This is a genomic window from Flavobacterium frigidum, from assembly GCF_048286795.2.
In genome coordinates this window covers 1-23,362 of the sequence record NZ_JBLVPT020000006.1, presented here as the reverse complement: position 1 = coordinate 23,362, position 23,362 = coordinate 1, and the positions used below count along the sequence as shown (strand labels likewise).

At 34.4% G+C, this 23,362-nt stretch carries 22 protein-coding genes; 8 read left to right on the top strand and 14 right to left on the bottom strand.

Translation table 11 applies throughout. The annotated features are described in order from the left end of the window. The 6 genes from ACNQGB_RS08305 to ACNQGB_RS08280 form a co-directional block, all read right to left on the bottom strand. Positions 1–405 (bottom strand): curli assembly protein CsgF, encoded by a 405-nt coding sequence (locus ACNQGB_RS08305; protein ID WP_309760053.1) that lies wholly within the window; start codon positions 403–405, stop codon positions 1–3. A 16-nt stretch (positions 406–421) separates the two neighbouring features. Next, a complete protein-coding gene (locus tag ACNQGB_RS08300; RefSeq protein WP_309760055.1) occupies positions 422–721 on the bottom strand; it encodes a CsgE family curli-type amyloid fiber assembly protein in 300 nt (99 codons plus the stop codon). Positions 722–735: 14 nt separating this feature from the next. Beyond that, positions 736–1,155 carry a hypothetical protein gene (locus ACNQGB_RS08295; protein WP_417946299.1) on the bottom strand — a complete coding sequence of 140 codons (420 nt, stop codon included), beginning with the start codon at positions 1,153–1,155 and terminating at the stop codon, positions 736–738. Between the two features lie 4 nt (positions 1,156–1,159). Further along, complete coding sequence (locus ACNQGB_RS08290) at positions 1,160–1,681, bottom strand: hypothetical protein (RefSeq protein WP_417946297.1); 522 nt, start codon at positions 1,679–1,681, stop codon at positions 1,160–1,162. 70 nt (positions 1,682–1,751) lie between these two features. Then, positions 1,752–2,636: a hypothetical protein gene (locus tag ACNQGB_RS08285; RefSeq protein ID WP_417946295.1), complete on the bottom strand. Its 885-nt coding sequence runs from the start codon at positions 2,634–2,636 to the stop codon at positions 1,752–1,754. Positions 2,637–3,108: 472 nt separating this feature from the next. Then, positions 3,109–5,298: a glutamine synthetase III family protein gene (locus tag ACNQGB_RS08280; protein WP_417946293.1), complete on the bottom strand. Its 2,190-nt coding sequence runs from the start codon at positions 5,296–5,298 to the stop codon at positions 3,109–3,111. A gap of 261 nt (positions 5,299–5,559) precedes the next feature. On the opposite strand from ACNQGB_RS08280, the gene ACNQGB_RS08275 reads away from it, so the two are divergent. Both ACNQGB_RS08275 and ACNQGB_RS08270 read left to right on the top strand, forming a co-directional pair. Beyond that, positions 5,560–6,576: a glutamine synthetase beta-grasp domain-containing protein gene (locus tag ACNQGB_RS08275; protein ID WP_417946292.1), complete on the top strand. Its 1,017-nt coding sequence runs from the start codon at positions 5,560–5,562 to the stop codon at positions 6,574–6,576. A gap of 161 nt (positions 6,577–6,737) precedes the next feature. Then, positions 6,738–7,685, top strand: a complete 948-nt coding sequence (locus ACNQGB_RS08270; protein WP_417946291.1) for a TerC family protein — start codon at positions 6,738–6,740, stop codon at positions 7,683–7,685. 73 nt (positions 7,686–7,758) lie between these two features. Here the strand turns inward: ACNQGB_RS08270 and ACNQGB_RS08265 are convergent, their stop codons facing one another. After that, positions 7,759–8,277 carry a hypothetical protein gene (locus ACNQGB_RS08265; protein WP_417946289.1) on the bottom strand — a complete coding sequence of 173 codons (519 nt, stop codon included), beginning with the start codon at positions 8,275–8,277 and terminating at the stop codon, positions 7,759–7,761. Between the two features lie 88 nt (positions 8,278–8,365). Between ACNQGB_RS08265 and ACNQGB_RS08260 the strand changes: the two genes are divergently transcribed. Next, positions 8,366–8,932 (top strand): DUF1543 domain-containing protein, encoded by a 567-nt coding sequence (locus ACNQGB_RS08260; protein ID WP_417946287.1) that lies wholly within the window; start codon positions 8,366–8,368, stop codon positions 8,930–8,932. A gap of 138 nt (positions 8,933–9,070) precedes the next feature. On the opposite strand, the gene ACNQGB_RS08255 is transcribed toward ACNQGB_RS08260, so the two are convergent. Next, positions 9,071–12,523, bottom strand: coding sequence for a methylmalonyl-CoA mutase family protein (locus tag ACNQGB_RS08255; RefSeq protein WP_417946286.1), 3,453 nt, complete (start codon positions 12,521–12,523; stop codon positions 9,071–9,073). Positions 12,524–12,800: 277 nt separating this feature from the next. On the opposite strand from ACNQGB_RS08255, the gene ACNQGB_RS08250 reads away from it, so the two are divergent. Next, positions 12,801–13,508 carry a DUF4197 domain-containing protein gene (locus tag ACNQGB_RS08250; RefSeq protein ID WP_417946285.1) on the top strand — a complete coding sequence of 236 codons (708 nt, stop codon included), beginning with the start codon at positions 12,801–12,803 and terminating at the stop codon, positions 13,506–13,508. Positions 13,509–13,782: 274 nt separating this feature from the next. Here the strand turns inward: ACNQGB_RS08250 and ACNQGB_RS08245 are convergent, their stop codons facing one another. From ACNQGB_RS08245 to pyrF, 3 genes are all read right to left on the bottom strand, one after another. Continuing rightward, positions 13,783–14,568 (bottom strand): alpha/beta fold hydrolase, encoded by a 786-nt coding sequence (locus tag ACNQGB_RS08245; RefSeq protein ID WP_417946283.1) that lies wholly within the window; start codon positions 14,566–14,568, stop codon positions 13,783–13,785. Between the two features lie 247 nt (positions 14,569–14,815). Next, complete coding sequence (locus ACNQGB_RS08240) at positions 14,816–15,616, bottom strand: ABC transporter substrate-binding protein (RefSeq protein ID WP_417946282.1); 801 nt, start codon at positions 15,614–15,616, stop codon at positions 14,816–14,818. Between the two features lie 191 nt (positions 15,617–15,807). Continuing rightward, positions 15,808–16,650: an orotidine-5'-phosphate decarboxylase gene (pyrF, locus tag ACNQGB_RS08235; RefSeq protein ID WP_417946280.1), complete on the bottom strand. Its 843-nt coding sequence runs from the start codon at positions 16,648–16,650 to the stop codon at positions 15,808–15,810. Positions 16,651–16,935: 285 nt separating this feature from the next. On the opposite strand from pyrF, the gene ACNQGB_RS08230 reads away from it, so the two are divergent. Further along, on the top strand, positions 16,936–17,205 hold the full coding sequence (locus ACNQGB_RS08230; protein ID WP_417946278.1) for a hypothetical protein: 270 nt from the start codon (positions 16,936–16,938) through the stop codon (positions 17,203–17,205). Between the two features lie 105 nt (positions 17,206–17,310). Here ACNQGB_RS08230 and prfA read toward each other — a convergent pair whose 3' ends face one another. The 3 genes from prfA to ACNQGB_RS08215 all read right to left on the bottom strand — a co-directional run bounded on the left by prfA (position 17,311) and on the right by ACNQGB_RS08215 (position 20,154). Continuing rightward, on the bottom strand, positions 17,311–18,387 hold the full coding sequence (gene prfA / locus ACNQGB_RS08225; RefSeq protein WP_417946276.1) for a peptide chain release factor 1: 1,077 nt from the start codon (positions 18,385–18,387) through the stop codon (positions 17,311–17,313). Positions 18,388–18,781: 394 nt separating this feature from the next. Further along, the gene (locus tag ACNQGB_RS08220) at positions 18,782–19,618 is read right to left on the bottom strand and encodes an alpha/beta hydrolase (RefSeq protein ID WP_417946274.1); all 837 of its coding nucleotides are present in this window, start codon (positions 19,616–19,618) and stop codon (positions 18,782–18,784) included. A gap of 158 nt (positions 19,619–19,776) precedes the next feature. Next, complete coding sequence (locus ACNQGB_RS08215) at positions 19,777–20,154, bottom strand: hypothetical protein (protein WP_417946273.1); 378 nt, start codon at positions 20,152–20,154, stop codon at positions 19,777–19,779. Positions 20,155–20,633: 479 nt separating this feature from the next. Here ACNQGB_RS08215 and ACNQGB_RS08210 point away from each other — a divergent pair, with 479 nt between their 5' ends. The 3 genes from ACNQGB_RS08210 to ACNQGB_RS08200 are packed head-to-tail and all read left to right on the top strand — an operon-like array spanning position 20,634 to position 23,217. Next, a complete protein-coding gene (locus ACNQGB_RS08210) occupies positions 20,634–21,953 on the top strand; it encodes a serine hydrolase domain-containing protein (RefSeq protein ID WP_417946271.1) in 1,320 nt (439 codons plus the stop codon). 8 nt (positions 21,954–21,961) lie between these two features. Beyond that, positions 21,962–22,672, top strand: coding sequence for a DUF4328 domain-containing protein (locus ACNQGB_RS08205; RefSeq protein WP_417946270.1), 711 nt, complete (start codon positions 21,962–21,964; stop codon positions 22,670–22,672). Between the two features lie 35 nt (positions 22,673–22,707). After that, positions 22,708–23,217: a MepB family protein gene (locus tag ACNQGB_RS08200; RefSeq protein ID WP_417946269.1), complete on the top strand. Its 510-nt coding sequence runs from the start codon at positions 22,708–22,710 to the stop codon at positions 23,215–23,217. Positions 23,218–23,362: the final 145 nt, after the last annotated feature.

Genomic DNA, 23,362 nt, shown 5'->3' with positions numbered 1-23,362 from the left:
TTATCGATTTGGTATAATTACTTGCGTTTGTTCACCTGTTTTTGTGTCTAAAATATCTACTGTTAATCCACCTGCTGAAGGATACACTTCTACTGACAAACTTCCAAATGTATACGAACCTATTTTGATGCCATCGGTGCCAAATTGCTGGCGGAACAGTGAACTTGAGATTTGACTGAGTAAAAGAGAATTTAAACTTGAAGTAAACCGTTCTAACTCTGTTTGTGATTTTTCTTTGATGGTTTTATCTGTAAATTTATTTTGAGACTCAGCAGAGCTAGCCAGCCATTGGTAATTAAAGGTGTCTCCACCAAAAGCGGGATTTTTAGGTTTATATACTAAATCTTGGGCAAGCAATGATTGTATGCCAAGAACAATAAAGGCTACTGTTACTAGTTGCTTCATGGGTACATTTTATAAATTAATATTGAGTAAAATATTTACTTTGTTTTTCAAGATTTTTTAAATGCAGGTAAGTGGCATAAATAGCTTGTTCTGCCATCTGCGATAGATATTCCTCATCTGGCCTTGTTAAAAATTCGAATATAATTTCATTTTCAATGCCGACAATTATTTTAGTATTTCTGGCAAAACTAAATTCCTCTGTAAGAACCACTATTTTTTTTGCGCTTATCTGGTAATCATGGTACAAATAATAGTACAAGTCATAGAAATCTTTACCAACTTTAGTCTTAGTCTCATCAGATATAATACCTGTCAATTCAAACCCTTCAGTTAAAAGTCGTCGAGGCTGTTCTTTTTTTTTTGTTCTCCTAGCACTACTCTGTCTTTTCCTATTAGTTGTTTATTTTCATTGTAAAAAAGTAGCAGAACAATCACTTCATCTCCAGTTGTTAAGTTTATCTGAGAAGTAGATAAATTTTTATTTTCGTTCGCATTCAATGTAAAAAAACCTTCTTGTTCATTCGTAGATTGATTGTCTGAAGTACTATTTTTTTTTATGACAGATAACTTATAAGAAAAACTTTGAACAAGTTCAGACAAATTCTCTGCTGTACCAGTCAAGGTTACAACAGACTGATTTTTCTCTATAATAATTTTTGCTTTTACCACGGTATTAGTGGTTTGTGCAAAAAAATGTAACGGACATACAAAAAATACAAGTATGCAAAGATTTTTGTAGTTGACCTTCATTTTTCTATTTATTGATAATTATAATTGCAGTTCCGCTCCCTGTCTGTCTAATTTGCATATCTCTTGATAATGAATTAGTTCCAAAACTTGTAAAACTTTGATTATTCCCTTTTTGAATTACTACGTTGTTACTTGCATAATTAGAAAAAGAAGCAAAATCATTGATCCTATTATTATTACCTTCTTGCCAAATAATATGATTGATTTCTTTGGCTTGTTTATTCAAATATATTTGGTTCTTGTCTCCCTTTTGAGTAATATCTAATTCAATATTGTTTGCTGCCAAATTAGCCTGAACGTTATTATAGTTCCCTATTTGCCGTATTTGAACAATATTCCCAAAATTTTGACTCACTAGTACCGTACTTATAGTACTCAATTGAATGGGATTGCGTATAGGTCTGTTTTGAAACAAATCTATCGGCCTTAGCACCGCTGGATCAATTGCATTTGTTACAAAAATTTGAGCAAATGCCACCTGAAAATAGGAGAAACAAAAAATGCTACATAATAGGAATGTTTTCATGATTCTAATTTTAAATTAAAAAAGATAGGACAGCTTTTATACCAGCTGTCCTTATCTAAAAAAACCTTAATTAGTTACTTTGAATCACATTTGACATGTTACTGTTTCCTTGTTGAGAAACTGCGTTTATGTTTCCTGAGCTCGTACCTATTTGATTTGTAAATGATTTATTAAACAAACCTTCTTGCAAAACATTATCTAAATTTTTGAAACCTTTTTGAGTTGTTTCAGCTAGATTGTCTTTACCATATTGATAGTGATTTGCAACGTTTCTTGCTGCTAATGTTGCAGCTTGTGTAGTGCTGTTTTGAGAAATTTTAGAATCATTGCGTTCTCCTCCTTGACTTGTGTAAGCCAAATTGAAGTTTCCATCTTGCGTTTGAATGGCTTTGTTTTTTCCGTGTGGCGAAGTTGGCACTGCTGAACTAAGAGGCACCATCATAAAGAAAGTTGATACAACAGGAAGAGGATTGTTTCCAGACGTACCTTGATCAATTGTCGCTTTGTTGTCATTACCCGTTTGTTTCTGCATTGCTTCATCGGCTCCAAACAATTGTGCAGTAGCTACTACAACTTCGTCCTGCCAAATGGTAGCGGCGTTACGATCACCAACTTGTTTTTGCGTCGCTTTATTGTCCCAGTTGTTTTGAGAGATGTACGCATTGTTGTCATTCCCTTTTTGATCTACGTCTGCCATGTTTTTAGCCGAAATATTGTTACCTGATACGATAATTTGCCCCGGATTTACACCTTGATACACAAACGCATCATTGTTGTTGATCATTTGTTTGATCTTTGAACTCTGTGCGGTTCCAATTTGATGAACTTGTGCATTTTGTGAAGTTCCTGTTTGACCTACCAAACTTGAATTTGCTCCAGCTACTGGGCCCGGTTGCGCATAAGATGCTGCTCCTACAAATAGCATCGCTGAGATGCTCAAAATTACTTTTTTCATAATACATATATTTAATTGGTTGTTAATACAAGTTGTTATGTAGGTTTAAAAAAGTGATTTGGGGAATCTTTTTTTCTAATAATCAAACAACGACTTTTTTATAAATCTTGTTTCAGTATTACAGTTCAAAGATAGAAAAGACAAAATAAAAAAAACACGTATAAATACCTGTTTTTCAAGTTAATAGATAAATTTTCGATAAAAAGTAATTGTATATCGACAAACTACATTTTTACAAAAAAAATATAATACAACTTTACTTACATTAATATAAAAGCCATAATAAATTAACTTTTAACTAAATAATTACAATAAAATACAATAGATATTTATTAATACATGCTTAAACATTTCTTAATACAAATTAAAATTATTCAACTTTTCTCGAACACAAATACTATTTCTAAAACGAATAGATATGAAAAAAGCCTCTCTTTACAGAAAGGCTTTGACTCTATAATTTGAAAACATTTTACTTTGTAAACAATAATTCTCTGTATTTAGTTAGTGTCCAAAGCTCGTTATCGACTAATAATTCTAATTTATCACAATGGTTTCTGATGATTTCAAAGTATGGTTTCACAGTATTGCAGTACGCCTCAGCCATTTCTTGCGCATCTGTCAAGGTATTGGCTTTTCTTCTTTCGTCAGTCATTGCCTCTACTTTAGAATTGATTCCTTCTATATGTCCTGAAATTTCTCTAATTAAAATAATTTGTTCCTTGGCGATCGATTCAAATTCGGCTCCAAAAATATCTTTTAAACCTTTTACGTTTTCTATCAAAGTATTTTGGTAACGAATAGCTGTTGGAATTACGTGATTTTTTGAAATATCACCTAAAACTCGACCTTCAATTTGAATTTTCTTGGTGTATTCCTCCAATTCGATTTCGTAACGGGCCTCAACTTCAATGTGATTCATGATCCCCATTTCAGAAAACAAATCCAAGGCTTGTTTAGAAGCTCTAGCTTTTAAGGCTTCGGGAGTTGTTTTAAAATTGCTCAATCCTCGTTTTGCTGCTTCTACTTCCCACGCTTCGCTGTAACCATCTCCTTCAAAAAGTATATTTTTAGAAACTTTGATGTACTCACGCAACACATTGAAGATGGCATCATCTTTCTTCATGTCTTTGGATTCGATCAAAGCATCCACTTCAATTTTGAAATCTTTCAATTGTTTGGCTACTATGGTATTCAAAGTAGTCATCGCATTAGAACAATTTGCAGAAGAACCTACGGCTCTAAATTCAAATTTATTTCCTGTAAACGCAAAAGGCGAAGTCCTGTTTCTATCCGTGTTGTCTAAAAGGACATCTGGAATTTTACCCACAACGTTCAATTTTAAGTCGGTTTTTTCCTCTGGAGATAGTTTTCCAGCCGTAACGCCTTCCAACTCTGCTAAAACTTTAGTCAATTGCTCTCCAATAAATACTGAAATAATAGCTGGTGGAGCTTCATTGGCACCTAATCTATGATCGTTACTTGCTGTTGCAATTGCACCTCTCAATAGCGCTTCATAATCATTAACTGCTTTAATGGTATTAATAAAAAACGTTAAGAACTGTAAATTGCTCATTGGAGTTTTACTTGGGCTTAACAAATTCACACCAGTATCTGTAGCCAATGACCAGTTGTTGTGCTTTCCTGAACCATTTACACCTTTAAAAGGTTTTTCATGAAATAATACTTTCAAATCATGACGTTCAGCTACTTTTTGCATCACATCCATCAACAAGCAGTTGTGGTCTACAGCTAAATTTGTTTCTTCAAAAATAGGAGCCAATTCAAATTGATTGGGCGCTACTTCATTGTGACGTGTTTTTACGGGGATTCCCAGCAACATACATTCTTGCTCTAAATCTCTCATGTAGGTTAATGCACGGGTCGGAATCGATCCAAAATAATGATCGTCTAATTGCTGTCCTTTTGCAGAAGTATGTCCAAGCAGCGTTCTTCCAGTCATAATTAGATCCGGACGAGAATCTGCTAGTGATTTGTCAATCAAAAAATATTCTTGTTCCCAACCTAAAGTTGCTGTAACCTTTTTAACATTTTTGTCAAAATACTTACACACTTCTGTTGCAGCAGTATCCATAGCAGATAGTGCTCGTAATAGTGGAATTTTATTGTCTAATGCTTCGCCGGTGTAAGAGATGAAAACGGTAGGAATACATAAAGTGGTTCCATATATAAAAGCTGGAGAAGTAGGATCCCAAGCAGTATATCCTCTGGCTTCAAATGTATTTCTGATACCGCCATTAGGAAAGCTAGAGGCATCCGGTTCTTGTTGTACCAATTGCGCACCACCAAATTTTTCTACTGGATCACTGCCATCATAAGACGTTTCAAAAAAAGCATCATGTTTTTCTGCAGTAGTTCCTGTAAGCGGCTGAAACCAGTGTGTATAATGTGTCACTCCTTTTGCTAGCGCCCACTCTTTCATACCCATGGCTATATAATCTGCTAATTTTCGATCTATTTTAGTTCCATGCTGAACGGCACCTTGCACGCCTTTAAATGCATCGGAAGTTAAATACTGCTTCATGGCCTTATCGTTAAACACATTCGAACCAAAAATGGTTGATTTTCTATCGGTTTCTTCAAATTGAACAGGCTTTCTGTTTGATGCTTCTCTCAAAGCTTGGAAACGTAATGTTGGCATAGCGTGATTTTTTAATTAGTAGTTATGTATTGGATAAAGTTCAAATATAATCAATAAAAAGCAAAAAAACATTCGGCTGACTTTATCAAATTATATTTTTTAACCCAAAATAATCTATTTTAAAAAATTTACCCCCATTGAAAATACACTTCTGTAAAAAATAATGAACTAATTAATAAAAAATACCCCCTAATTTCTATTGATTGAAAAAATGTTTTACTTTTGCGCAAGAAAATAATCACCCAGTTAATTTACATAGTTATGGCAAAAATAAAATTAGAGTACATTTGGTTAGATGGTTATGAACCAACTCAAAACCTGAGAAGCAAAACTAAAGTTGAGGAGCACGAAAACTTTAAGGGAACACTTGAAGAAATTGGAAATTGGTCTTTTGATGGATCCTCTACAAAACAAGCCGAAGGCGGTTCCTCTGATTGTTTATTGGTACCCGTGGCAATCTACCCTGATCCTACTCGCATCAATGGTTATTTAGTAATGACTGAAGTGATGAATGCTGATGGTACACCACATTCTTCAAACGGCAGAGCTACTATTGATGATGATGGTGATTTCTGGTTTGGATTTGAACAAGAGTATTTCATTATGGATACTAAAACATTGTTGCCATTAGGATTTCCTATTGGAGGTTATCCTGCTCCACAAGGTATGTACTACTGCTCTGTTGGCGGAAAAAACACACACGGAAGAGCATTAGTAGAAGAGCATGCCGACTTATGTATTGCAGCTGGGATTAACTTTGAGGGAATCAATCAAGAAGTTGCTTGTGGCCAATGGGAATTTCAATTGTTTGCACAAGGAGCAAAAAAAGCAGGGGACGAAATTTGGGTAGCGCGCTATTTATTAGATCGATTAACCGAAAAGTATGGATATTATATTGAGTACCACCCAAAACCATTAGGCGATACCGATTGGAATGGGTCAGGAATGCATGCTAATTTCTCAAATGAAGTTTTAAGAACTTGTGGTTCTCAAGAAGTGTATGAAAAAATATGTGAAGCATTTAGACCTGTAACTGCAGAACATATTGCTGTTTATGGCGCTTACAACGATCTTCGTTTGACTGGAAAACACGAAACTGCTTCTATCCACGACTTCTCTTATGGCGTTTCTGATAGAGGTTGCTCTATTCGTATTCCATTAATGACTGTTCAAAAAGGATGGAAAGGATGGCTAGAAGATAGAAGACCTGCATCAAATGGCGATCCTTATAAAATTGCTGCCCGAATAATAAAAACGGTAAATTCTGCTTTGGTGTAACCTTCTACTACTAAAACTTAATTTCGTATTTCATAAAGTGCCTTCATAAAAGTTGGCACTTTTATTTTGTCTGTATCTTTGCAAAAAAACTATTATCTTAGAATATCTTTCGATTTTGGCCAACCAAAAAGTATCTTTGTACTACTTAAAATAATTTGTATATGATTGTCTGGATTTGTTTTTTAGCTGCTGTAATACTTTTTCTAGCGCTTGACCTAGGAGTTTTTAACAAAACACCTCACATTATCAGCTCTAAAGAAGCGGGAAAATGGACCGCGATATGGGTCGCTTTATCCTTTATGTTCTCTGGCGTGATCTATTGGCTTTATGGGACAAATTACATTGCTAATCCCGATTTATTGAAGCCTAGCACAGCATCTATTAAATTTATTACAGGTTATTTGATCGAATTATCGCTGAGCGTAGACAACATATTTGTTATAGCGATTATATTCTCAGCTTTTAAAATTCCACAAAAATACCAACATCGTGTTTTATTTTGGGGCATTTTAGGGGCGATCGTTTTTAGAGGATTAATGATCTTTTTTGGAGTGCTACTTATCAATAAATTTTCATGGACCACGTATATCTTTGGTGCTTTCCTAGTGTATACCGCGATGAAAATGTTGTTCAGTGGCGATGATGAACAATTTCAACCTAAAAAATCTTTCGTATATAGAAGTCTTAAAAAAATAATGCCGATCTCCAATCACATTGACGAGGAGCATTTTTTTGTAAAAAGACGACATATTACTGCAGCTACACCATTATTTGTTGCACTTGTGGTTATTGAAGTAATGGATGTTGTTTTTGCTATAGACAGTGTTCCTGCAATATTAGCCATAACAAATGATCCCTTTTTAGTGTTTAGTTCTAATATTTTTGCCATTTTAGGATTGCGATCTATGTATTTCTTTTTGGCTAACATGCTGGCAAAATTCAGTTATTTAGAATACAGCCTAATCGCTATTTTAAGCTTTGTTGGGTTAAAAATGCTATTACATGACTTTATAGAAATGCCAGAATGGGTTTCTCTTGCTTTTATAGCGTTATCTCTTATTACTGGGATTGTAGTTTCTCTTAGAAAAGCCAGTAAAGAAGTACTATAAAATTCAAAAAATAAATAAAATAAAAAAGGGAAATCAAGAGATTTCCCTTTTTTATTGAAGTGACAACCTAAAATTATAATTTAATCTCTTTTACCTGACTTTCATTGAGCTTTAAAGCGTTCATAACTTCAAAATAATTATTCTTGTTCACAGATGATGATAAATTTGAAGAGATAATAACCACCCTAAAAGTTTGTTGATTGATAAATTCAGGAGTATTCAACAAATTATATGTCCCTCTTGCAGAAATTACAAAATCTACTTTACTAAAATCATAATCATAATCAAGCTCGGCTCCACTATCAAAATATATTGTTCTGGGAATTAATTGCCAAACTGGCGTATTCGAATTAACAAGACCTGATAATCTATAAACTAAAACCGTTTCGTCATCAAACAAATTACCCCCAATTTCAAACTGAAAAGTGCTCCTAAAATTATATTCATTACTAGCTACTCTACTTAAATTAACATTTTTAATTTCGAAAGCTTCTGCTGATAGACCATCTTCTCCGGGGATACCCTCTGGCCCTTCACAACTAGTAAAAAAAATTAATCCGACAACTGACAAAAGTGTAATTATTTTTTTCATTTTATTTTTTTTTATGGTTAGTATTAAAAAGTACTATTCATTAACTGTGCCAAACTTAAATTTTTAAAAAATAATGTACTTTTGATAAATGGAAAAAGAACTTAAATTATACATGCTAATGCTAGGCTGTACGCCGGCAGGACGACTTACGGAGCAACATGATATTTTTTTCGGAATTGGAAAATCCTTAAAAGATTTAATCCCACAGATTAAAAATTTTTGGCCTGAAGCCAAAGGAAAACTTCATATTGATGCTTGGCGCGAAGTATCTGTTGTGGACGACTTTACTATTGAAGTTGTTTCTAAAAATACGCCAACAACTCCTTCATTAGCACAATTGTTTTTTATCAATTTAGGTGGCTATAAAGAAAATGAATTTGAAGAATACCATTATAAAATGCTGGCTGTAGCCAATAAACTTGCCTTGGCAACCAAAAAATCTAAAGCAACTGCTTTTTACAAACATTGCGGTTTTAAAGGAGCCGAATCGCACCTTGACGAGAAATACGGAATCGATATAGACGATAGCTATAAAGTTGTCGATATACTACCTGAGGAATTTAAATCGTTATATACTTTAAAAATTACAAAATCAGAAGTCCCACTAAAAGAAAACCCTTTACATATTGGTTATTTCCAACTTAAAAAATTATAAAATAAGCGAAACCAATATTTTGAAAAAACCATAAAAAAACCTTTCATTGCTGAAAGGTTTTTTAAATTCATAAGATCCCGCCCAAAAGCGGGATAAGCGATTCACTCATATTCTTTTTTAAAGAAAATGGCTCTCTACTTACATGTTTCTTCGATACTGTCCGCCTACTTCAAATAAAGCAGATGTAATTTGTCCCAAAGAGCACACTTTTGTAGCTTCCATCAAGTATTCGAATAAGTTTTCGTTCTTAATCGCTGCTTCTTGAATCGCATTTAGTTGTTGATTCACTTTATCCTGATTAGATTGATGCAAATTATTCAACATATCTATTTGGTATTGTTTTTCTTCCTCGGTAGCACGAATTACTTCGGCTGGAATTACTGTTGGAGAACCTTTGGAACTTAAGAATGTATTTACACCAATAATTGGGAATTCACCGGTATGTTTCAGTGTTTCATAATACAAACTTTCTTCCTGAATTTTACTTCTTTGGTACATCGTTTCCATAGCGCCTAAAACACCACCACGCTCTGTAATTCTGTCAAATTCTAGTAAAACGGCTGCTTCTACCAAATCAGTTAATTCTTCGATGATAAAAGCACCTTGAATTGGGTTTTCATTTTTGGCCAAACCTAATTCTTTATTAATAATCAATTGAATCGCCATTGCACGACGCACTGATTCTTCGGTAGGAGTCGTAATTGCTTCATCATACGCATTGGTATGCAACGAATTACAGTTGTCATAAATCGCATACAACGCCTGCAAAGTCGTACGAATGTCATTGAAATCAATTTCTTGTGCGTGAAGTGAACGACCTGATGTTTGAATATGGTATTTCAACATTTGAGCACGTTCGTTAGCACCGTACTTATTTTTCATGGCTTTCGCCCAAATTTTACGCGCTACACGTCCAATTACTGCATATTCTGGATCGACACCATTCGAAAAGAAGAACGATAAATTTGGTCCAAAATCATTGATGTTCATACCACGACTCAAATAGTATTCTACATAAGTAAAACCATTTGAAAGTGTAAATGCCAATTGCGTTATTGGATTTGCTCCCGCTTCGGCAATATGGTATCCTGAAATAGAAACCGAATAAAAGTTTCTAACATTTTTAGTTATGAAATATTCTTGAACATCACCCATTAATCGTAGGGCAAATTCAGTTGAGAAAATACAAGTATTTTGCGCCTGATCTTCTTTTAAAATATCAGCTTGAACAGTTCCACGTACTTGTGATAAAGTTCTTGTCTTGATGTCATTGTATACATCAGCTGGCAAAACTTGATCTCCAGTTACACCTAAAAGCATTAGACCTAAACCATTGTTTCCCGCTGGCAAATCGCCTTGATAGTGCGGTCTGTCTATTCCCTTTTCGATATAAATTTGTTTGATTTTTTCGGCGACATCTGCTTCTAGCTCATTATTAGCTATGTACAATTCACATTGTTGATCAATTGCAGCATTCATGAAAAACCCAAGCAACATTGGCGCTGGACCGTTAATAGTCATACTCACTGAAGTCATGGCATGCACCAAATCGAAACCAGAATATAATTTTTTAGCATCATCCAAACAACAAATTGAAACTCCTGCATTCCCGATTTTTCCATAAATATCCGGACGTACATGTGGATCGTTTCCGTATAAAGTCACGCTATCAAAAGCTGTTGACAATCGTTTTGCAGGCAATCCCGCACTCACATAATGAAAGCGTTTGTTGGTTCGTTCCGGTCCGCCTTCTCCAGCAAACATTCGAGAAGGATCTTCACCTTCACGCTTGAACGGATATAAACCGGCAGTAAACGGAAATTCTCCTGGAACATTTTCCTGCAAACACCAACGTAAAATATCGCCCCAAGCTTTGTACTTTGGCAACGCAATTTTCGGAATTTGAGAATGCGAAAGCGACTCGGTGTGTGTCGCCATTTTTATTTCTCGATCACGAACTTTGAACGTGTACACTGGATTTTTGTACTTATTTACTTTTTCGTTCCAAGTTAAAATGATTTCCCAATTGTAGGGATCCAAATCCATTTTTACTTTTTCAAACTGGTTGAGTAGTAGGTTTAAGAATATTTTATCTTCGGCTGCGCCCGATTTTTCTAATTCTAAAGCAGTTGGTAAAACCGAATCCTCATTTATTCCCGTTTTGTTAATTTCGGGAACTTTACCAGAAACCGTTTCTAACGTTTTGAAAATTCCGTATAATTTTTGCGCCACTTGTTCTTGGCTAACTGCTGAAACATCATATTTACGGTTACTTTCAGCAATTTCAGATAAGTAACGCGTTCTATGTGGCGGAATAACGAAAATTTTCTCGCTCATTTCACGCGTGATTTGGAACGTTGATTTCAAATCAGAATTCGTTTTTTCATGGACTTTATCCATAATCGCTTTGTAGAGCGTATTCATTCCCGGATCATTAAACTGTGACGCAATGGTCCCAAAAACCGGAAGTGTATCTAAATGAGCATCCCACAAATTATGGTTGCGTTGGTATTGTTTTTTTACATCTCTCAAAGCATCTAGAGAACCGCGTTTGTCGAATTTGTTTATTGCTACCAAGTCAGCAAAATCAAGCATGTCGATTTTTTCTAATTGGGTTGCAGCACCAAATTCAGGTGTCATTACGTATAAAGAAACATCCGAATGGTCCATAATCTCCGTATCAGATTGCCCAATTCCAGAAGTCTCCAAGATGATGATATCATAATTTGCCGCTTTAATCACTTGGATTGCATCAGCAACATATTTAGATAAAGCTAGATTGGATTGACGAGTAGCCAACGAACGCATGTAAACGCGAGGATTATTGATGGCATTCATTCGGATTCTATCACCTAATAATGCACCACCTGTTTTACGTTTGGAAGGATCTACAGATATTAATCCGATGGTTTTTTCTGGGAAATCAATTAAAAAACGACGTACTAATTCATCTACAAGAGATGATTTTCCTGAGCCACCAGTTCCCGTAATTCCCAATACTGGAATTGTGCTGTTTTTATTCTTTTTTTGGATAGCCTCCAAAGTTTTTGCAGTAACATCTGGAAAATTTTCAGCTGCTGATATGATTCTGGCGAGAGCCGTTGGATTTTTCAACTCTAATTGGTCCAACTCATTTGTTAATTTATCTCCAGTAGGGAAATCTGATTGTTGCACCAAGTCATTAATCATACCTTGTAATCCCATGGCACGTCCGTCATCTGGAGCATAAATTCTGGTGATTCCGTACGCTTGTAATTCGGCTATTTCTGAAGGCAGAATTACACCACCACCACCACCAAAAATTTTGATTTGGCCTGCTCCTTTTTCTTGAAGCAAGTCATACATGTACTTAAAATATTCGTTATGTCCACCTTGATAGGAAGTAATTGCAATGGCATTTGCATCTTCTTGAATTGCTGTATTGACAACTTCTTCTACGCTGCGGTCGTGACCAAGGTGAATCACCTCAACTCCTGTAGATTGAATAATTCTACGCATGATGTTGATAGCGGCATCATGACCGTCAAAAAGCGCTGCAGCGGTAACAATTCTTACTTTATTGTTAGGGATATATGGTATTTGTTGTTCCATTTTATGAATATGATAATTTAAGCCTGCAATTTACAATTTTATTTTAAAAATCATTTGTTGTTGCTGCTTGTTGTTCGTAAATAAGGGAAGATTTTGTTGTCTAGCCCCGATTGTAGCGGCATCCCCCGCATTTTTCTTGCGGGGATATAGCGTAAAGCGGGACAGATTATGATTAAAACACCAAAATTAGTGCTCCAAAATATTAGTTGGCTTTATTTTTGAATAAGTTGTATTTTTACAAATGCCATTTGGCGAATTAATGAATACCTAATTTACGATGAAAAAAATTATTATTGTACTAGTAGCGGTTTCGCTCTCCAGTTGCGCCGAAATGCAACAAGTAATGAATCAGTTTCCGCAAACGCAAGGGATAGGAGGTCTTGATATTGCTGGAGGATTAAAGGAAGCACTAAACAACGGGATTTCGAAACAAGTATCAAAATTGACAGCTACCGATGGTTTTTTTCGAAATGAGGCTGTAAAAATTTTATTGCCAGAAGAACTAAGAAAAGTGGATGCTGGTTTGCGCAGAATTGGTTTAAGCTCATTAGCTGACGAAGGTTTGAAAGTATTAAATCGCGCTGCTGAAGATGCTGTGAAGGAAGCGACTCCCATATTTGTTGACGCCGTAAGAAATATGACATTTAATGATGCCAGAACTATTTTGATGGGAAATCAAAGTTCAGCAACAACGTACTTACAAAATAGTACTACTTCTGCTTTATACGGAAAATTTAATCCGGTAATTAAAAATTCTTTTACTAAAGTAGGTGCAGATAAGGTTTGGAGTAATATTATTACCAAATACAATAGCATTCCGCTAGTCAATAAAGTGAATCCTGATTTGACTGATTATGTAACTAATCAAGCGTTAAATGGCGTTTTTAAAATGGTTGCTGTCGAGGAAAAAAATATCAGAACAAATTTGAGTGCTAGAACTTCGGTGCTGTTGCAAAAGGTATTTGCTATGCAGGATGCAAAATAAAGTATAGTGATTTATTTTTTTGGTTGTTTTATCAAGTTGCTACGTAGTATTAAAACTAAAAAATAGAGGGTAATTTCATACGATTTTAATTCTCTAAAAAAAATACAACAACTGCAATGTGCTAAACCTTAACGTATATCCAACAAAGTAATAACAAAATCTTAACAACAAAACCTGATCCTCTAAACTACCTTTGTAGGGTAATAAACTGGTTATTTATTATTTTGGTTTTGGTTAGTTAAAGAATTGCCTGCATTTTTAATGCAGGCAATTTTTATTTAGCTGTGTTTATAAAAGAAAGAACCGCATCATTGAAAGCATTTGGTTGCTCCACATTGACTACATGTCCACAATTTGATATGACAAATAACTTTGATGATTTATAATGATTCTCTACAACCTTACGCACAGATGGCAAAAACATATAGTCCTCTTCGCCCATTACATACAAGGTAGGAATATTCAATTCTACTTGGCGGAACCATTTTAATACGGGATTTATTTCGGCTGTCAATTTAAACCACTTGATAAACTCTTTTTGGTATAATTTTTTTGCCTCGTTGATAAAAAGAACACGCGATTGTTTGTGACTTTTTTTGGGCATGATTACAAACGCAAAAAATTTATATAACACCAAATATGGTAAGACATATTTAAACATGTTTCCCAGGCGCATTAATACTTGAGAACGGAAATTCATTTTCAGTATGGCTCCGCCCAAAATCATGCTTTGTACTCGTTCAGGGTACATTTCTGCCAATTGCCTTATGAGGATTGTACCTAATGAGATCCCAACAAAATGTGATTTTTTTATTTCTAGAAAATCTAAGACTTCAAGAATATCATTGGCTAATGCCGAAAAAGTATATTTCTGTTTGAAGGCAGTTTTTAAAGTGGTTTTAGAATCTCCGTGACCCCGTAAATCCAATAACAATACATTGTATTGTTTCTTGAAATCACGTATTTGTTTAAACCAAATAGAAGAGCTTCCACCGGCTCCATGGACAAAAGTGACCCATTGATCGCTGTTTTTATTTTCGTAAATGGTGTAATTAATCACTTAATTTTTTTTGTAAAAATAGGACTTTAATTTTAAATCGCAATCGGAACAAAAAATATTGCACTTTTAAAAGTTGTAAGCTGTTCATTTGCAAAAAAATCACACCAAAGTAAGGATTAATGCAAGATAAAAATGAAATAGAGAAGCTTAAACCACAATATCAGATGCACACGGAGGTGATTTTAATACCGTAAAAAACACCGCCAGAGTGCAATGTTTAAGTAAAATTGATTTAAAAGAATGTGAATTATAATTTTTGATGCATTTTTTTAAAGTAGTCAAACGCTTTTAAAAGCCTGCTACCATGCCACGAAAACATTTCTCCATCTACAAAAATAGTTTTAGCATGATGGGTATGACTGCCAATTTCGAAAGCATCTCCTTCTTTAAATGGAAACGGTTCCGATGACAGGAAAACCAGATCAGGATCACCCTCTAAACGTATTTTTTTGAGTTCGATTTCTGGATAACGTCCCTTGGTCTCATAAATATTCTGAAAGTGGTTCAGTTTAAGCAATTCATTGATAAAAGTATCCGATCCAGCAACCATGAAAGGGTTTTTCCAGATAAAATACGCTACTTTTTTTACCGGCATGTCTTTGATAAAGTTTTTAAAATCACTCCAGGCAAAATCTATTTTATCATTCCATTTCTGCGATTCGGTTCTACAATTAAAGAGTTGACCAAAGTCGGTTATCATCTTGAAGTTATCTTCGATCGTGATGATATTGGTCACCCAAACAGGACAAATTTTCTGCAATTCGGCTACTATTTCAAGTGTGTTTTCTTCCTTGTTACAAATAATGATATCCGGTTGCAACAATCTAATTTTCTCGAAATGCACTTTCTTGGTACCGCCAACAATTTTCTTAACCGATTTAAAATGATACGGATGCACACAAAACTTGGTTATCCCAATAATACGATCTTCTAAACCTAAATCGTACAATAATTCCGTTTGCGAGGGAACTAATGAAATAATGCGCTTGGGCGAAGTTTCAAATGAATGGGAAGTTCCTATTTGATCGATTAGAGTTTTTTGTTTCAAGTTTAAAGTTTAAAGTTCATATTATTAAAACATAAATTAGCGGCTTTTTAACCATTACGAAATTAAGACAATTAAGCTATAAGAGAATTTCTTAATGGTTGTGAGAAACAAGTTTTAAAGTATTTCTTAGTGAAACTTAATTTCTTAATGGATTAAAAAAGTCCCAGTTTACCATTCTTCCCATTTAAAACTTAGACTTTAAACTTAACACTAATAATCGCTTCCATTTCTTGTTGCATTTTCAAGGCTTCTGCTCTTGCTTTTTCTGCAAAATCTATTCCATTTGAAGCGTAAATAATGCCTCTTGAAGAGTTGATTAATAATCCTATAGTGTCGTTCATCCCATATTTACAAACTTCAGACAAGCTGCCTCCTTGCGCTCCAACACCAGGAACGAGCAAAAAACTATCGGGAACAATTTTCCTAATTTCAGTAAAATATTCGGCTTTAGTCGCACCAACCACATACATTAGGTTTTGGGCATTCTTCCATGATTTAGAAGTTTCTAAAACCTGTTTGTATAATTCCTGACCTACAGCGACTTCTGAAGTTGTGGATAAAGTCTGGAAATCGAATGCACCTTCGTTAGACGTTAAAGCCAACATAATTGTGTGTTTATTTTCGAATGCTAAAAAAGGTTCCACCGAATCTTTCCCCATGTAAGGAGCCACAGTTATGCTATTAAAATTCAAATCTTCGAAGAAAGCTTTGGCATACATAGATGAAGTATTGCCAATATCACCACGTTTAGCATCCGCAATCGTGAAGATTTCAGGGTAATTTTCGTTGATGTACTGAATCGTTTTTTGCAAAGACATCCATCCTTTTATTCCATAAGCTTCATAAAACGCAGTATTAGGTTTATATGAAACCGCAAGGTCATGGGTGGCGTCAATTATGGCTTTATTGAATTCAAAAATGGGATCTTCCAGCTGCAGTAAATGTGGTGGGATTTTATTTAAATCAACATCTAATCCTATACAGAGAAATGATTTTTTGGTTTTGATTTGATCAATGAGTTGTAGTGTAGTCATGATTTTAGTTGTGTGCGACAAATTTATGAAAAAAACTACGAAAGGATTGGCCATTTCCCAACATAAAAACTTTAGAAAATTAGAAAAAAAACACAGACGGAGCATGTGAAAAAAATTCCTCACTGCAAAAAAAGTCTTCCTCAAAATTCTGTTCTAATTTCGAAATAAATTGATTATCAATATAATAAATGTGAATTATACAAGGAAAATAAAGTATTATGTAACAAAAAAAATCTAGTGCTGAACCACCTTTGCAAAGTTAATAAAACAATATAAAATCATAAAATGAAAAACTTTACACTAGCAGCCTTTATCTTGGCAACCACAATTTCTTTTGCAAACGAAAACGAAAAAATCACTCCAGTTGCAATTTCAAAAAAACAAAAACTTGAAATCAGTAAATCGACTGATAAAACAGTTTATTTCTGGGAAGTAAACACAACTACTGGTTCAGCAAGTGGCTATGCAATGTCAGAAGCACAAGCTTTAAAAACAATCAAATTAATGGGAACAAACGACTTGGTTACCTATAGAATCATTGAAGCCTACAAATAGTATTTAAAACTAAATGTAGGCTTCATTGCTTATTTTTTTATAAAAATTCTCTTTCAGATCGCGAGTATTGCAAAAAAAAGTGAAACGAATTTCACTTTTTTTTATTTAAAATACTTCGCTAGCTTCTTTCAATTTTTCCATGTTATTGACTAATGCCAGCTCATCTACAATTTTCTGAATATCACCATTCATGATATTTCCTAAATCGTACAATGTCAAACCTACACGGTGATCGGTAACGCGACCTTGTGCATAATTGTAGGTACGAATTTTAGCTGAACGGTCACCAGAACTTACCTGAGAGGTACGTTTGGTAGCATCTTCAGCTTGTTTTTTAGCTAATTCCTGTTCGTACAAACGGGAACGCAATACGCCAAAAGCTTTATCTTTATTCTTGTGTTGTGATTTCTGATCTTGACATTGCGCCACTAATCCTGTTGGAATGTGTGTCAAACGAACCGCTGATTTCGTTGTATTTACCGATTGTCCTCCAGGTCCTGATGAACAAAAGAAATCGACACGCACATCATTCATATCAATTTGAACATCAAATTCTTCTGCTTCCGGCAATACCATAACGGTTGCTGCTGAAGTGTGCACACGACCTTGAGTTTCTGTTTGTGGTACTCGTTGCACACGATGTACACCCGCTTCAAACTTCAAAGTTCCATAAACATCTTCGCCAGTTACTTCAAAAATAACCTCTTTAAATCCACCTGAAGTTCCTTCATTCATGTCTACCACAGAAGTTCTCCAACCTTGATTTTCGCAATATTTGGTATACATACGGAACAAATCCCCTGCAAAAATACTCGCTTCATCTCCACCTGTTCCAGCACGAATTTCTACCATAACATTCTTGGCATCTTCTGGATCTTTTGGAATCAACATAAATTTGATTTCATCCTCTAATTCTGGCAATCTTTCCTTTGCTTCTTCGAGTTGCATTTTGGCCATTTCGGTCATATCTGCATCACTGTTATCGGCTATAATTTCGTTGGCTTCCTCAATATTTGCTATAATAAGCACGTACTCATCACGCTTCTCGGCCAATGCTTTTAAATTTTTGTACTCTTGATTCAATTGCACATAACGCTTTTGATCGGAAATCACATCCGGCTGTATAATCAAATCCGAAATCTCATCGAAACGTTGTTTTACTATTTGAAGTCTATCTAACATTTTGTTATCCCTTTTATTTGGAGTGCAAATTTACGAAATTTTTGTTTAAAGTAATCTGTTTCAAGTTGAGATTGTAGTATGAGTTTTTTATAGGTTTTTTTCTAAATATTTTTATACTTCAAATGTGCTGTAAACCTTTTTATTTATCAAATTAAACATAATACTTTCAATAAATGATGGGAAATTATTAGACTTTGAATAAAATAAGTGCTGATTTATATAACTATGAACTTATCTAATATGTCATTTGCATTTATTAGTTGAACTCAGCAAAAACTTGAATTAAACAATAAGGTAATTAATTCTAAAGGCAACAGCCATTACGCTATTAAAATCTCAATAAAAAAATCATTAGGAGTAAGCAATGAAACGTGATTACCCAAAACATGAATTATTACTTATTTTGTTCCATAAAAGTAAGAATCTCATCAAATCTATCGCTCCAAGGGTAAAAATATTGCAGTACCATCGGGACATGCTTTTTATTCAAGCGTATAGGCATGACATCTGGTTGAAAAGGTTTTAAAGCATTTACAAATCTACTGTTGGCAATTTTTATGGAATTATAGGTTTTGTCGCCTACGTAAATTAAAAACGGAGGTGTGTTTTTATCTATAAAATATATTGGAGATGCCGCTTTCCATTGCTCTGGATTGGTGGTCCATGTTGTTAAATAATCATCTTCGGCTGTGGGTGGATTCCCTTCTAAATAATTTTTCATATCCAATCCCGCAGCATCATTCAATATAATTCCAGCAATGCTTTTTGGATCTGTCCCATATTTAGGATTCATTACTGCCAAAGCACCAAGATGTCCTCCTGCTGAATGTCCAGTGATAAAAATTTGATTTGGATTTCCGTTGTATTGGCTAATATTCTTTTTAGTCCACTGAATTACGGCTGCAATTTGCTTTGCCATGGCATCATAATTCGCTTCTGGACTTAGTATGTAATCCGGGATTACGGTGATTACGCCTTTTCTGGCAAAATTGCGGCCCAATAAATCATAAGTTCCTTTTCGTCCGCTATTCCAGTTTCCTCCATGTACAAAAATCAATACTTGTGATTGCTCTACTTTCGATTTTCGCGGAACAAAAATGTTTAATTGTGGTGTACTGTTATTGTTTTCAACAGTAGTTGATTGATAGGAAATATTAGTATTTTTTTTCGAACTGCAATTAACCAGCAGCAAAGCATTCAATAAAACGATGATGACCAAGGAAAAACGCATAACTATTTTTTTTTACGAAGGTACTATTAAATAAAATATCGTTTAGTTTCATCGCTACAAGAACTAAATAAATAAGTGAATCAAACAATATATTAATGTTGTAACACCAAAAAAAAGCTGTCTTTTCAGGCAGCTTTTTAAAAATTATTAAAAATCTATTAGTTGAATTGTGCCGTCACAAAGTCAATTAAACTTTCATCACTCATTTTATTAGAGGTACTTTCTTTGGCTTCTACATTTTTATATTGAGGTGTTTCGCTCAAATAATTGATAAATTGCTCTTGCGCCGTGCCGGTTCCCGTTACATGCAATTCATCTACGTTTTGCATGTGAGCCGTAATGCTTTTAAATAATTTACGTAGCAGATCTCTCTCGGCATTGTTAGCGGCATTTTCACTGGTGTTGTAGCCTTGTCCGTCTACGGTTTCATGACCTAAAACTACGAAATCTCCGGAATCTACATTTTCTCTTCCTACAATGGTAGCATGATGCGAATCCATCCAAACTCCAAATTGTTTTTTACTTTTTTCTGACATCTTTCTATATGTATTTGTTACTAATCAAGTGTTAACTGTTTAAAAAAAATGCCACAGTAAACTTTATTTTATCTTATAAAGTTATCCATAATTAATCTAAAACGCAGCGTAATTAACAAACTCTTATGTTTCAGTAGCTTTTGATTTTACGGTTTAAAAACTAGAAGATCTTTTGCAACTTGGTAGATCAAAATCCTAAAATGGCTAAATCATGACATTAATAAAGTTTTTTCAGTTTCAATTTTCGAAAGCAATCTAGTTTTCAAGCCAAAACTTAAACTAAAACAGTATATTAAAGTTAAAAATTCCCATTTTGGCGCAAGCCGGTAAAAATATTTTTACAAAAAAATTACATATCAGTTAAATCGTATATATTTACCCGGAATTTGATAAAAAAGATGCATTTGCCAATCTAAAAAGCAAGTAAATTTGTTTTGTCATTGCACCTAAAGTTCTAAACAAACACAATTCAAACACTTATGAAAAAGAAAATTTTAATTACACTTTTATTTAGCTTCGTTTTTGGGCTTGGATATTCCCAAAAAATGAATGTTGCAAAATTGGATAGTTTGTTTCAAATTCTTGAAGCAAAAGATAAATTCATGGGAAGCATCGTTGTTTCGCAGAATGGAGCACTCGTTTATTCTAAATCAGTTGGAAAAGCTGATGTTGAAACCAATACAAAAGCATCTCCTTTAACTAAATACCGCATTGGTTCGATTTCAAAGATGTTCACATCCGTATTAATTTTTAAGGCAATTGAAGAAAAGAAACTATCCTTAAATCAAACATTGGCAAGCTATTACCCAACAATTGAGAATGCTTCAAAAATAACAATTAGTAACTTATTAAATCACAGAAGCGGAATTCACAACTTTACTAGTGATGCGGAATACCTTCAATACAATACCACCCCACAATCAGAATCTCAAATGCTTGCTATTATGGCAAAAGCTAAAAGTGATTTTGAACCCAACAGTAAAGCTAACTATAGCAATTCCAATTATGTTTTACTCAGTTATATTCTTCAAAAAATATATAATAAACCCTATGGTACTATTCTAAAAGATAAAATCACAAAACCATTAGGTCTAAAAAATACTTACGTAGGCAGTAAAATAAACGTTCAAAATAACGAAGCCAACTCCTATAAATTATTTGGTCAATGGATAAAAGGGACCGAAACAGATATGTCAATCCCAATGGGCGCTGGAGCTGTTGTTTCAAATCCATCGGATTTAGTACTATTTATCGAAAACTTGTTTGCCAAAAAAATAATTAATGAAAGTAGTTTGAATCAAATGACGACGATACAAGACAACTACGGAATGGGTGTTTTCCAAATTCCGTTTCAAGACAAAAAGGGATTTGGTCACAAAGGAGGAATCGATGAATTTAGTTCCGTTTTATATTATTCCCCAACGGATAAAGTGGCTGTAGCGCTAACCTCAAACGGAAAAAGCTACGATAACAGTGATATTATAGTAGCCGCTTTGAGTAGTTATTTTAACAAACCATTCGTGATTCCTACTTTTACTGCCATTACCCTTACCTCCCAAGAACTCGACCCCTATTTAGGCGAGTACTCCACTGCTGGATTTCCAATAAAAATTATGATCACAAAGGACAACGCTTCACTTTTTGCGCAAGCTACAGGGCAATCAGCATTTCCGCTAGAGTCTATTAAGAAAGATACATTTCAATTTTTAGCGGCAGGTATAACAATAGAATTCAATCCCAATGAAAAGCAATTGATTATAAAACAAGGTGGTAGCGAAACAATACTGCATAAAAACTAGAAAGTAACATGGAAAAAATGCGCCCAAACGGCCAGAGAGCAAAAATTGCAATGATGCTCATATGGACGGTACTCACTATCGAAATAATTTCAATACTTTCTGATTACTTGCAGTATGATTTGTTACAAACTGTGGCCAATGGTGGCCAAATTTCTACTGAAACTGCCACTGGCAATGACTTACGCCAAAAAATTATAGCCATTATTTATTTGGTTACCTATATCATTTCTGGGATAACTTTTATTCGATGGTTTCGCAGAGCGTATTTTAACCTTCACCTAAAAGCGGAAACGCTATCCTTCACCGAAGGCTGGGCTGCTGGTAGCTGGTTTGTTCCTTTTATTTCGTTGTACAGACCTAAACAAATAATGAATGAATTGTATGTAGAAACTCAAAATTTACTAACTACAAAACAAGAGAATAGCATGGTAAATCTAAATACCCAATTCATTCGTTGGTGGTGGGCCTTATGGTTGATCGCTTCTTTTTTAGGTCAATTTGTATTCCGATATTCTCAGAAAGCAGAGACGCTGGAAGAGTTAACAACAGTAACTATTGTGAGTATTATTGCCTCTATAATTGGTATTCCGCTAGCCCTTATCACTGTCAAAATCATTAAAGACTATGCCGAAATTGAACCACTATTTTGTAATTTGGATGTTGAAATAGAGCAAGAACAAATCATTTTAGACACTGATTTTCAGTCAATAGAAAATTAGTCATGCATTAAGAAACAGTACAAATAAATCACAACATGATTCCCAAAAACCTAATAGAGACTACAGAACTTGTATTTGATATCTGTGGATTTCAACTTAGCAATCTCAAATTAGAAAAAGAAAGCCTTGCTTACAGCGCTTGTCAATTTGAGCTTGATGGAACTGCTGTACTTTTTAGACTGGCGAAAATAACACCAACCAAAATTGGACAGTTTGTGACTTTTTGGAAAAGAAGTAACAAAGGTACTATCGCCCCATACGAGGTAGCTGACGCAATTGATTTTTTTATTATTAATACAAAAAGCAAGAACGAATTTGGTCAATTCATTTTCCCACGATTAGTTCTAGCCGACCAAGGAATTATAAGTACCCATCTAAAGGAAGGAAAACGAGGTATGCGTGTATATCCTCCTTGGGACTTACCATCAAGCAAACAAGCACAAAAAACACAACAATGGCAGTTGCCTTACTTTTTAGAAATTCCGATAAAGCAACCTTTAGATTTAGAAAAAGCAAAAAATCTCTACCGTTTAAAACAACACTAATCTATTAATTAAAAAAATAATGGAAGTAGCCACAAGCTGTGTTCAACTCATAAGTGCAACAAACTTATTATTTAGAGTTTCAATAGGACTAAGGTAATTGAATTTTCTAATGGGTCTGTTATTAATTGATAATTCTACTTGTTTA